General features: G+C 64.3%; 7 protein-coding genes. 5 read left to right on the top strand and 2 right to left on the bottom strand.

Going from position 1 to position 11,982, the window contains the following annotated elements:
- Window positions 1-2: 2 nt before the first annotated feature.
- Window positions 3-1,370 carry a S8 family serine peptidase gene (locus SVXhr_RS01715; RefSeq protein ID WP_275738943.1) on the bottom strand — a complete coding sequence of 456 codons (1,368 nt, stop codon included), beginning with the start codon at window positions 1,368-1,370 and terminating at the stop codon, window positions 3-5.
- 551 nt (window positions 1,371-1,921) lie between these two features.
- On the opposite strand from SVXhr_RS01715, the gene SVXhr_RS01710 reads away from it, so the two are divergent.
- The 5 genes from SVXhr_RS01710 (at window position 1,922) to SVXhr_RS14620 (ending at window position 11,102) form a co-directional block, all read left to right on the top strand.
- A complete protein-coding gene (locus SVXhr_RS01710; protein WP_275738942.1) occupies window positions 1,922-3,091 on the top strand; it encodes a hypothetical protein in 1,170 nt (389 codons plus the stop codon).
- Between the two features lie 136 nt (window positions 3,092-3,227).
- A complete protein-coding gene (locus SVXhr_RS01705; RefSeq protein ID WP_275738941.1) occupies window positions 3,228-6,824 on the top strand; it encodes a hypothetical protein in 3,597 nt (1,198 codons plus the stop codon).
- Window positions 6,811-7,365, top strand: a complete 555-nt coding sequence (locus SVXhr_RS01700) for a C25 family cysteine peptidase (protein WP_275738939.1) — start codon at window positions 6,811-6,813, stop codon at window positions 7,363-7,365. Before SVXhr_RS01705 ends, SVXhr_RS01700 begins: the two co-directional genes overlap by 14 nt.
- A 403-nt stretch (window positions 7,366-7,768) precedes the next feature.
- Window positions 7,769-10,888 (top strand): adenosylcobalamin-dependent ribonucleoside-diphosphate reductase, encoded by a 3,120-nt coding sequence (locus SVXhr_RS01695; RefSeq protein WP_275738937.1) that lies wholly within the window; start codon window positions 7,769-7,771, stop codon window positions 10,886-10,888.
- A gap of 94 nt (window positions 10,889-10,982) precedes the next feature.
- Complete coding sequence (locus SVXhr_RS14620) at window positions 10,983-11,102, top strand: HVO_2523 family zinc finger protein (protein ID WP_015789041.1); 120 nt, start codon at window positions 10,983-10,985, stop codon at window positions 11,100-11,102.
- Between the two features lie 32 nt (window positions 11,103-11,134).
- On the opposite strand, the gene SVXhr_RS01690 is transcribed toward SVXhr_RS14620, so the two are convergent.
- On the bottom strand, window positions 11,135-11,815 hold the full coding sequence (locus SVXhr_RS01690; protein WP_275738935.1) for a VTT domain-containing protein: 681 nt from the start codon (window positions 11,813-11,815) through the stop codon (window positions 11,135-11,137).
- Between the last annotated feature and the right edge of the window lie 167 nt (window positions 11,816-11,982).

Here is an 11,982-nt window from a genome sequence, read left to right as displayed (position 1 = left end):
GCTTACTCGCGTGCCCCGTCGAGGACGGACGATTCGAGCGCAGCGGCGGCGTTGAGTCGGCCGAACCCAAGCTCCGGACCTTTCTTGCCGTCAGCACTCTGCTTGAGAGCTTCCATCACGCGATAGGGATTGACGCCGGGTGCGATCGAGCGGACGAGGGCGGCGACGCCGGCCGCCTGTGGCGTCGCCATCGACGTCCCGAGGCTGTATCCGTACCGGTCGCTGTCGGGAAAGCCACCGTTCTCCGCGAGGCGGGTTCCCGGCTTCGTGGTACTGAACACTCCGTTTGTCGGATACGGCCGGGCGACGTCCGCCGACTCGAAGGTCTTCTCGAAGGACCCGTACCCGCCGCCTGGTGCCACGATATCCAGGTAACCCAACCCATAGTGGGAGTAGTAGGCTCGCTCGTCCGTCGGGCCGGTCGCGCCGACGGTGAGCGCACCCGGAACGGCCCCTGGAAACATTGTCCCGCCCCCGGTCTGGAAGTTCGTGCCACCCTCCGGGGGAAGGAAATAGTTGCCGGCCGCCTGGACGACGACCGTCCCCGAGTCGACGGCCTGCTGGACGAGTCGACGACTGGCCTTGGCGAGTGCGTTCGCGCGGGCCGCCGGCGGGAACGACCTGATACGTCCGGCCGGTGACCCCGTCGAGGAGACAACGTCGACGTCGATGCTCGCCGCATATTCCAGCCCGGCGAGACGACGTGCCAGCGTCGGCGTATACCGCCCGTCGCCGCCCTCCGGGTCATAGGTGTCACGTATCGAAACCACTTCGGCGTCGGGCGCGACGCCGGCCATACCCACGTCGTTGTTGATCGAGGCGGTGGCGATGCCGGCGACGTGGGTGCCGTGGCCGATCATATCGCGGACAGTGCGCTTCTCGATAGTCTCCCGTGTGACGACACGACTGAGATCCTCGTTGACGTCCAGATCCGGATGGTCAGCGTAGACACCTGTATCGAGGAGGGCGATCCGGGTTCCCTCGCCTGTCGTCCGTTCGTGGGCCGCGGGCAGATCGATGAGCGGCTTGTCCCACTGGCGATCGTAATGAGGCTCGTCAGTCGTCTCCGATCGGTGGGTTGTGGCAGTTCCCCTCCGAGAGGGTGACCCCTCAGCGGCCACCTCATCCGGTGGGGTCGCTGTAGGGCCCTCCCCAGCGGGGCTAGCAAGCGGTACGTCGACCGTCGCGGCGGAGACACCACTCGTCGACGCGATGCGGTCAGTCTTGCCTTCGCGGCCTGTTACCACCAGGACATCGCCGTCGGCGAGTTGATTCCGGACTTCGAACCCGTGCCGGGAAAGGCGGCCAGCGGCGTCGCCGTCCGTGACAGCTATATACCACGCCTCGCCGGACGCGGTAGCAGTCCCCATCGTGGCGCCGAAAACGACGGCAGCCCCTGTTTGTTTGAGTACGGTCCGTCTACGTACTGAATCAGTCTCGTGCATGGTCGTCGACCTCGTGACTGGCCCCGGATCGAGCGCTCCGTCGTTGGCTGGGAATACCGAATATCGTGATCGCGATCCGTGACAGCTACCGTCCAGGACCTACTCCTCGATCGAACAGTGTTTTGAAAAGTGTTTTGTATACTGTCATATTCGAAAATGGATCCGTGGCTATGAACGATACTCCGTCCGAATCATTCGTGGCCGGGGCCCGGCCACCCCGGGTCCCCCGGCCGGGGACTCGATGGCCCCAGTACTCGCAGCCACCGGCGACGGCTGACGACTCGATCCGGCAGTCGGCTGTCGATCGAACTGGATGTCGGCCCACGCTCCCTGTCAAGGCGTCGTGTCGGCGCGTCCTGACTGCGGGGCGCCGTTTCGGGCGGTCTTGGTGGACGTTAGTGAGTGACGTGAGATAGAATGGCATGAAATCTGCCGGAATGCTAATACTTAATGGACAATCAGATGACTGAAACCATATGTCAACAGGCGAAGGAGTGATCTGGCGTGGATATCACCACGCCTGGCGATACAACCACCGGCTCAACCGGCTGGGGAGTTACCTCGAATTCGATGGCGACGACTGGGAGTGTGTCCACACCGCCGCCTCGGGGACGGGACCGGATACGGCCCGGTTCTGTGATCTCTACACCAAAGTAGCGGGCGACGGCGTTGCCTTCCAGTCCCACACGGAGTCCTTCGAGGTCGAGGGTGACGAGAACGTCCCGATCACGGTATCCAAGTCGCTCACGAGCGACCTTGAGAGCCCGCTGGAAAACCGGGACACCTACGAGGTACTGCTCAACGGGTTCGACATCTACGCGGCGAGTGACGCCGACAAACTCCAGGAGCTGTCCCTGCACGTCGACCGGCCGACGCCGACTGACGGGAGGACCAGTCTCGATTTCGACGCCAGCGTCGAATTCCGTGGCGACTGTGGTACGCCCGAGTGTCGGGAGGACGGCGTCGATTACACAGTCGAGATGCGATATCTCGTCGTCGGCGGCGATGCCGATACCGTCCGGTCGGGCCCCGCGATCTCGGCCGGGACGGACTACGCGTGGTCCATGTCCCAGGAACCCGATCAAAAGCGCGACGGCGTCGCCAACGCCACGGTCACCGACTCGAACCGCTGGACTGGCCCGAGCGTCGAAAATGCCGTCGGGCTGACGGACGTCGACGTCACGCTGACGAAGACCGGCGATCCGCCGCTGATCGCCGCTGCCGGCGCGCTCGCGGATCACGCCGAGGGGATGCACTTGCTCGAACACGACGTCGCCATCGAATCGATCACGACTCGGGACGATCGGATCGACGTCGAGTTCCTGCTGTTCTACAAGAACTGGGAGGCCGGGATGAAACGAGCCGTCCCGCCCGATTTCCTCCAGCGGATCGGGGAGTTCATCCCGGGCGACACCGAGCAGGCGATCCGCGACGATCCGTCGCTGTCCTGGACCGACGTCATCGACGCCTCGCTGTTCGCCCACAAAAGCGCCGGCGAGGCCACCTTCGACGCGACGGCACGATTGCTCCAGTTCGACAGCCCCGACACCTTCCATCACAACGCCGTCCCCGGCGACATCGACTGGGAAGGGGAGAACGCCGACGCGTCGAGTTCCGACGCCACCCACACCACCCTGATAGACTGATGATTTACCCCATCCAAATGCCAACGGCAAAGGAGGTACAGCACCGCAAGCAGTGGCTGACCAGCCAGTCGACATCGACCGCGTCCAGCGGTGATCACCAGCCACCGTCGAACGCAATCAGAGGAGATGACCACCCATGACGGACCAGATCGACCCCCAGCGGATGGCCGAGGAACTCGGGGCTGGGAGCCCGGAATCGGTCGCCGCGAACCTTCGAGCGCGGGAACTTCCCGAGGAAAACTACCTCGACGTCGTCGAGGCCGGTCTCGGCCGTGATGGCCGGGAGGGACGCACGGTCCTCGATGGGTTGATGCGGGCCCAGCCGGCCGGCGGGGTGAGTGGCCGAGTACTTCGGGACGCGTGTCGCCGCGGCGACGAACGGCTGCGCCGCGAGGTGATCAGATCCTTCCGGGACATCGGCCGGGAGGACGCACTCGTGACGGGAGCCGGGCTACTGACGGTCGAAGATGCCTCGACCGTCTTCCGGGATTACTTCGAGGAAGGCGGCGACACCAAGCCGATCGCGGAGTGGCTCTCGCTGGTCGGGCTGGGCTACCGTCGCGAGAAGCGCAAGGGCAACATCGACGTCGAATACGACGGCTGGTTCCAGAACACCTGGAACGACATCAAGGAGGCGGGCAAGAGCGTCGCGGAGGCGGTCAATACAGTCGTCGACTCAGTGGTCGAGGCCGGCAAATCCTTCGGCGAGGTGGTCACGGACGTCGTCGACTACGCCCAGCGCCGGATCAACTCGGTTGTCGAGACGTTACTCGACGGCGTAAAGACTGTCGCCGACATCATCGCGGGCATCGCCCAGGAAGCGTATTCGACCATCAAGAAGATCGTCAAGGGGCTGCTGTCGGCCGGGAAGGCGATCAAGGGGATACTGAGAGAGGCATTCAACATCGGCAAATCCTTCTTCCGGAGTATCGTTCGCGCGCTCAGAAAGACGGGTGAAACGCTCACGGATATCGTCGTCGCCGCAGGGTCGATCGGCGTCGACGTCCTGAAAGTCGCGGCGCGAACGCTCGTCGACATGGTGAGTTACGCGGAGGAACGCGCAAACAACATCATCGAAATCGTCAAGGACAAGCTCACCCATCTCGGCGAGGAGATCATCGAGACCCTGAAGGACTTCGTCGACGAGGCATACGAGCTCGCCAAGGCCGCCGTCGAGCAGGGACTCAGTGCGATCATCGACCAGATCCAGAAGGCCGCGAACAACGCCCTCGATAAAGCCCGGTCGGTCCTCCAGGGCTTGCTCGACGGCGGGATCGCCCTCGGTGACTTGCTCGAATACCTCCACCGGGAAGCCAGTGACTTCTTCAGCGACGCCGTCTCCCTGCTCCGGGAACTCGTCTACGCCGCCGAGGACCTTTTCGCCGCGGCACTGGATCTGGGCGAGTGGGCCGTCGGTGCGGTGATGGAGGCACTGGTGGCGGCCGGCGAATCGGTCGCCGACCTCGTGGCGTGGGCACGAGATGCCGGCGCGGCCGCGGTTCGGGGGCTACTCGACGCGCTCGCGACCGTCGGCGAACTCACGACCGACGCGCTCTATCAGTTCGGCAAGGCCGTCGTCGAGATCGGCGAGGGACTGGTCGACCTCGTCGAGCGCGCGGCCGACTGGGGGAGGATGGCCGCTCGCGCCGTTTTCGACGGCATCCTCGCGGCCGGCGGGGCCGTCGGTGACATCCTCGAAACGCTGTGGGATCGAGCGCGGGACTTCCTCCGGGAGGGGATCGACACGCTGCTGGACGTCGGTGCGCGCATCCGGGACGTCCTGGCGGCCGGGCTGAACCTCGGATTGGATGTCCTCGAAGAGTTCATCGAGCACCTCTATGACCTGGGGCGGTCGATCTGGTACATCCTCGACTGGGTCGTCGACACGGTCGAGCGCGTGGGCGAGGTCTTGGAGACGGCGTTCCAGGCGTTGATCGACATCGGCGTGGCTATCGGGGAACTCGTCGCGTGGTGTGCCCGCCGGACGATCGACATCATGCGGGCCGGCTTCGGCGCGCTGCTCGCGATCGGCATCGGCCTCGGGGAGATCCTGGTCACGCTCCTGACGGACCCGGGCAACGTCTTCAGCACGGCCGTCGATGCACTCCGGGACGTCGGCACGAGCATCCGGGAGTTGTTCGAGGCCATCACCGACGCCGGCCAGCAGGTGCTCGGGCGACTCTACCGAGCCCTCCGGAACATCGGCGTCGCACTCGGGGATGTCCTCGAAGCCATCGTCGAGGCGGGCAAGGAGACGTTCACGCAACTGCTGGAGGGGCTGCTCAAAGTCGGCGTGACGGCCTTCGAGGTCGTGCTGTGGGCCGCCGATCGAGCCTTCGATATCTTCGGCTGGGTGATGGAGGTCGTCGAGGCCGCCCTGGACTCGCTGCTGGATCTCATCGAGTGGGCGGCCGGCCTCGGCGGCCCGGTGCTCGAACAACTGGCCGAGTGGTTCGCAAAAGGCGTCTCGAACGCCTTTGACTTCGTTCGCGACAAGGTGATCGCGCCGCTGCTGGCGGCCGGCAAGCTCGCGCTCGTCGTCACGCTCGCGACGGCCAGTCTCCCCTTCCTCGCCGTCGCCTACGTCGTGCTCGGCTCGCTGGTCAATCCGGACCAGGTGGATTACAAACACTGGCCCACCGACTTCCGGAGCTTCGAGTGCGACCAGCGCGTCGAGATCCGCGAGCTCTCGCCGCCGGCCGAGGACCGTGGGATCGTCGTCTTCAGCGACCTCCACATGGAGGACCAGGACGACATCGACGCCGGCCTCGATCACTTCAGCGCGAACGCCGATCTCGTCGAGTCCGTGCTCTCGGACTACGCTGCCGACGAGGCGAACGGCTACGAGTGGACGGTCGTCTTCAACGGCGACAGCGAGGAGTTCTGGATCGACAACGACCTCACCGCCAACGAGCCGGCTGACAAAGTCGACGACATCGTCGCTACCCATCCGACCGTCCACGAAACCGTCTCGGAGGACTTCTACAAGTTCGAGTCACCCCGGCGGTTCGTCAAAGTCCGTGGCAACCACGACGCCAGTTACGAGGACCCCCACGTCGTCGGGGCATACGAGGACCACGGCTTCCCTGACCTGGAAGTCTATGACTTCGTGACGACGACCTACGACGGCGAGGACGTGTTGATCACTCACGGCCACCAGTTCGACCCCTGGAACTGCGACGCGAACAACGACTTCGGGAAGTTCTCGAGCAACTTCGTCGGCGAACCGATCGACGTGTTGAGCGATACCCTCGAGGATGTCTTCGGTGAGGACGCCAGCCTCGAAGGCGAGACGATCACCGCATTCGGCGAAGAGATCCCCGTCCACGCGATCGCCCCCTACTACGACCCCGGCGAATGGCGACCGATCGTCGACAGCGACGTCAAGAGCCCGTCGATCGAGGACGGCGCGATGTTCGAGGAGAGCGCGGTCGTCGAGACGATCCGCCAGCTCGATGCGAGTCTCATCATCGGCCACACCCACGTCCCGAAGCTCATGGAAGACAGCGCCGACAGCAGCCGGTTCTACGTCAACAGCGGCACCGCCGGCTGGTGGGAAGACTGCCTGTGGACCGTCGAGATCACCGCCGAGAACGTGACGCTGAACGGCTTTACGCCGGACGGAAACGGTGGCCATCAGCGCGAGTACGTGATCGCGCTGGAAGACCCGACCGACGACGGGTCCTTCGGCGCGGGCGACCCCGATCGACTGGTCACGAATGAAACGTTCTGAGCAGGTGCTCCTGCTCGGGTTCTACCATCCCCGGTACCTCACGCCGCTTCGATCGTGGGCCGATCGGTTGCGGGCCGTCGGCTGTACCGTGACCGAGGGGTATCCCGACACCTGGTACGCCGAGGACACCCTCGACGCGCTCGGACGTCGACGCGACCTCGTGGTCTACTTCGGTCACGGCGAGCCGGGAGCCTGGACGGGACTCGGACGGATCAACGCTGACGATGTCACCAGTGTCGAGGGAAAGCCACACCGGGTTGTGGTGAGTTGCTGCTGTAGCGCGTTCGAGGGTGACGGAGACGGGAACGGAAGTGACGAGGGCAAGCGGTCGATCGCCACGGCGTTCCTCGATGGTGGGCTCGCCGAGGCCGTCGTCGGCTACGACGGCCGAGTCCGGTACGAGGACAACCGGGCCGTCCTCGATCACCTGTTGGAGGCCTTCCGGACAGCAGTGAACGACGGCGACGACGGGGCTAAAGCTATCCGCGAGTGTGCCCACCAGGAACCGGCACTCAACGTCGCCGAGCAGACCGAACGGTAATATTCCGGACCAGTTCGTGATGGCGTTGCATGTCTCCACGGGACCCCGCCGTCGAGTCACCGATCGAGCGTAGCATTGCGGACCCACCCACCCCCTCTCTTCGAGTCCGACCCGCCCGAGGGGACAGCCATTGTCCTGTCTGCGTTCACTTTCACTCCGGTCTACGAACCCTTATGTATCCCCATCTCGTTGAGTGTGAGCGTGCGAGCTAGCCCTCTGAGCCTGGGGCTCGAACACGGACCCATACGAAATATGACAGAGGCTCGAATCGCAAACAATCGCGCAAGCCAAAGCGTTATGAGGCATCCAGGCTAACAGAACTTCCACCATATATGATACAAACGAGAGCGAAAACTACGGGACGGACGGACGGATCGACGGCCGCGTCGTGGGGGGCCGAGCAGTGACCGACGCCGAACTCGCCGTCGACGAGGTGACGCTCCCGATCAAGCGCACCGAGGGCGACACCCTCGCCGACCGGCTGACTGACAACGCCTACCACAACATTCTGCCGGCGCGATATCTCCGGAAGAACGCCGACGGTGAACTCATCGAACAGCAGGAGGATCTCTTCGAACGTGTCGCGAAGAACATCGCGCTGGCCGAAGCCGTCTACGAGGCGCGAAACGAAGACGTCGAGATCACGGTCACGCCCGACCAGCTCAAACCCGACCATCCCCGGCGGGACGAGCTCGCCGAGGAGGTCTTCGGGAAGGGAACTTCGGCAACGGACGACGCCGAGACGACGCTCAGCCAGTACAACGTCAACAAGTTCGCTTACGAGACGGTCGTCCCCGAACTCCCCGCGGACGTCCGTGACCATGTCGAGGAGACCGCCGCGGCGTTCCAGGATCTGATGGAGAATCTCTCCTTTATGCCGAACTCGCCGACACTGATGAACGCCGGGGACGAACTCCAGCAGCTTTCGGCGTGTTTCGTCGACAGTCCCGAGGACGACATCGATGACATCCATCAGACAGCCAAAGAAGCCGCACAGGTGTTCCAGAGCGGCGGCGGCATGGGGTACGCCTTCTGGCGATTGCGGCCCTACGGGGATGCTGTCGGATCGACCGGAGGAATCGCGTCTGGTCCGATAACGTTCATGCGGACGTTCGACCAGATGTGCGAGACGATCGCCCAGGGCGGTGCCCGGCGGGGTGCCCAGATGGGCGTCATGCGGGTCTCCCACCCGGACGTCATCCAGTTCATCCACGCCAAGAACAAGGACGTCTCCCTGGCCCGGACGCTCCGGCTGAACGATCCCGATGATTTCACCCACACGTCCTTCTCGGACGCCTTGGAGGAAGCCCGCGAATTGATCGACGACGACGGGCGGGTTCCCGAACACCTCCGCAACGCCGTCGAGGGCCACCTCTCGAACTTCAACATCTCCGTCGGGATCACGGACGACTTCATGGACGCCCTCCAGAACGACGAGGAGTTCACCTTCACCAACCCTCGGACCGGCGAGCCCCACATCGTCACCGCCGAGACCAAGGAACTGTACGACATGTTCGGCCTCGGCGAGTACGTCGAGGTCGGCGAGGAACTGTCGATTCCAGCCAGCGAGCTCTGGGACGATATCGTCGAGGGTGCCCACGAGAACGGCGAACCCGGCGTGATCTATCTCGAACGTGCCAACAAGGAACATTCCTTCGACGTCGAGGAGCATCCTGATCATCGAATTCTTGCAACAAATCCCTGCGGCGAGCAGCCCCTCGAGGAGTACGAGGCCTGCAACCTCGGCCACATCAACCTCTCGACGCTGGCCGCCGAGGACGCACCCGACTGGCGAGTCTGGTCGGAACGCCACGCCGACGACTACGAGGACTTCGAGGCGGCGGTCGAGGCGTACCTCGAGGAAGCCATCGACGTCGAGGAACTCGAATACCGCATCGAAATGGCGACGCGGTTCCTCGAGAACGTCGTCACGATGTCCGATTTCCCGGTCGAGAAGATCGAGGAGACGGTCCGGGATATGCGCAAGATCGGGCTGGGGATCATGGGACTGGCCCAGCTGTTCATCCAGCTCGGTGTCAAGTACGGCAGCGACGAGGGCGACGCGATCGCCGGCCACCTCATGCAGAAGATCAACCACGACTCCAAATGGGCGAGCCACGAACTCGCCGAGGAGCGCGGCGTCTTCAACGACTGGGAGGATTCGAAGTACGCCGACCCGACCGAGTACCGCGAGTGGTTCGAACACTACGTCGGCGAGGACGCCGACGACTGGGCCGAGGGCTTCCCCATCCGCAACCACAACACGACGACCATCGCGCCGACCGGCACGACGTCGATGGTCGGCAACACCACGGGCGGGTGTGAGCCGGTCTACAACGTCGCCTACTACAAGAACGTCTCCGACGACGTCCAGGGCGACGAGATGCTGGTGGAGTTCGACGACTACTTCCTCCGCGTGCTGGAGGAGAACGGCATCGACGTCGATACCGTCAAGGAAGAGGCTCAGGAACAGATGGCGACAAACGAGTTCGACGGCGTCGAGGGACTCTCGACGGTCCCGGACGCAATCGGCGAGCTGTTCGTCACGACGGGCGACCTCTCGCCCAAGCAGCACGCCTCGATCCAGTGTACGCTCCAGGACGGCGTGGACAGCGCCATCTCGAAGACGGTCAACGCGCCCAACGACTCCAGCATCGCCGACGCCAAAGATGTCTTCGAGTACATCTACGAACACGGCGGCAAAGGCGTCACCTATTACCGGGACGGCACCCGGAGCAAGCAGGTGCTGACCACCAGGGCGGAGAACACCGACTTCGCCGACATGGACACCGAAGAGGTCATCGCCCAGATCGAGGCCGTCTTCGGCGGCATCGAAGCCTTCCTCGATGACGAGGACGTCAGGGCAGCCCTCGACGGTGAAATCGAAACGCTACTCGGCGAAGCCGACGGCGAATACGCCGACTACGCCAAAAAGCGCCCGCGCCCGGACGTCCTCCACGGCGTGACTCAGCGGATCGACACGGGCTATGGCAAGGTCTACGTCAACATCAACGAGGATCCCGAGGCCGAACGGCCATTCGAGCTGTTCGCCAACATCGGCAACTCCGGCGGCTTCACGGCGTCGTTCACCGAGGCCCTCGCCAAGACCGTCTCGGCCGCCCTCCGGGCCGGCGTCGATCCCAACGAGATCGCCGGCGAACTCCAGGGTATCCGCTCACCGAAGGTCGCCTGGGACAAGGGCGAACAGATCCAGTCGATCCCGGACGCTATCGGCACGGCGATGCGCCGCTACCTCGACGGCGACATCGAGCGGGCCTATCCACAACAGCAGACGCTCGAAGAGACCGCCGACGAAGAGGATCCGGAAGCCATGGGCCACTCGACTGACGGCGGCGCGACGACTGCGTCGAGTGAATCGGTTGAGCCGACCGAGCCGAGTGGTGACCAACAGGAACTCATCGAGAACGGCGAGAGTCCCGAGTGTCCCGAGTGTGGGTCGATGTCGCTGTATTACTCCGAGGGCTGCAAGACCTGTGAGTCCTGTGGCTGGTCGGAATGTTGAGCGCCGACTGAGCTGACTCGTTCGCTACAACGATCGTTCACGTTCGTTTTTCCGCCTTCCGAACTATCAAGCAGTCCGCTTGCCAGGAATACACATGGAAGAGTCCGGTGGCCGACCCTGTCCACGCTGTGGTCGCCCGCTGTTCGAACGCCACTGCAAGTACGTCTGTCCAAGCCACGGCGTCGTCTATGACTGTGCGGACACCTTCTACTGAGGAGAGACAGCCGGCGAAGAGGACGGAATCGATCACTGCGAGCCGGACGATCCCATGGAGGGCAGTCGGTCGTAGTCGGCAATGTGACGGATCACGGGGCTGGCGAGGACGAGCACACCGACCGCAGCAGCCCCGACGACCAGGGGAAGGCCGCCGGCGCTCCCCTCGACGGCGAGCGTCCGCATCGAACTCCCGGCGACGACGCCCGCCAGGACCCAGGGGAGTTGGCCCACGAGCGTCCCGGCGACGAACGCTCGCGTCGGGACCGAGGAGAGGCCGGCCCCATACGAGATCACGTCCGCCGGCAGGGGGAGAAGTCGCGCAGCGGCGACACCGCGGAACGCGCCGGTAGTGTCGACGACGTGGCTACCGCGGTCGTGGAGTCGGCCGAAGAGACCGCGCTCACGGGGGGCGTGACGGGCGAGCAGATACGCCGGCAGCGAGGTACAGACGGCTCCGAGGAGACCGACGGGGACGCCAAGCGGGATGCCGAGGCCGTAGCCGACGAGGATCGACACCGCGGAAATCGGCCACAGCACGAGCGGCCGGACGGCGTAGACGGCAATCAGGACGGCGGCGAACGCGAGCGGCGAATCCACTGCAATCTCGACGACCGACTGCAAGGCGTCGAGCGAACCGAATACCGCGACGCCACCAGCGGCGAGGGCGACAGCAGCGATCGCGCCGAGCTGGCGTCTGACTGCCGGCTCCATTACCGGAGACAGGTGCCGGAGCTGGCAAACCTTTTGTGGTCCCATCTTTTTCGTCGTCGGGTGTCCTCGCTCACTTCGTTCGCTACGGGCACCGCGTGGCGACTGCGAGGCGGCTTCACCGCCTCGATCGGAGACGGCAATGCCGTCTCCGTCGCCACGGCATTCGG

The organism is Halorhabdus sp. SVX81, assembly GCF_029207715.1.
GTDB lineage: Archaea > Halobacteriota > Halobacteria > Halobacteriales > Haloarculaceae > Halorhabdus.
This window is presented reverse-complemented; position numbering and strand designations above follow the sequence as displayed.

What these genes read in the sequence shown, in the direction of transcription:
- SVXhr_RS01690 (WP_275738935.1), bottom strand. Translation starts at nt 11,815, where the DNA reads ATGGAGCCGGCAGTCAGACGCCAGCTCGGCGCGATCGCTGCTGTCGCC.
- SVXhr_RS14620 (WP_015789041.1), top strand. Translation starts at nt 10,983, where the DNA reads ATGGAAGAGTCCGGTGGCCGACCCTGTCCACGCTGTGGTCGCCCGCTG.
- SVXhr_RS01715 (WP_275738943.1), bottom strand. Translation starts at nt 1,370, where the DNA reads ATGGGGACTGCTACCGCGTCCGGCGAGGCGTGGTATATAGCTGTCACG.
- SVXhr_RS01705 (WP_275738941.1), top strand. Translation starts at nt 3,228, where the DNA reads ATGACGGACCAGATCGACCCCCAGCGGATGGCCGAGGAACTCGGGGCT.
- SVXhr_RS01700 (WP_275738939.1), top strand. Translation starts at nt 6,811, where the DNA reads ATGAAACGTTCTGAGCAGGTGCTCCTGCTCGGGTTCTACCATCCCCGG.
- SVXhr_RS01710 (WP_275738942.1), top strand. Translation starts at nt 1,922, where the DNA reads ATGTCAACAGGCGAAGGAGTGATCTGGCGTGGATATCACCACGCCTGG.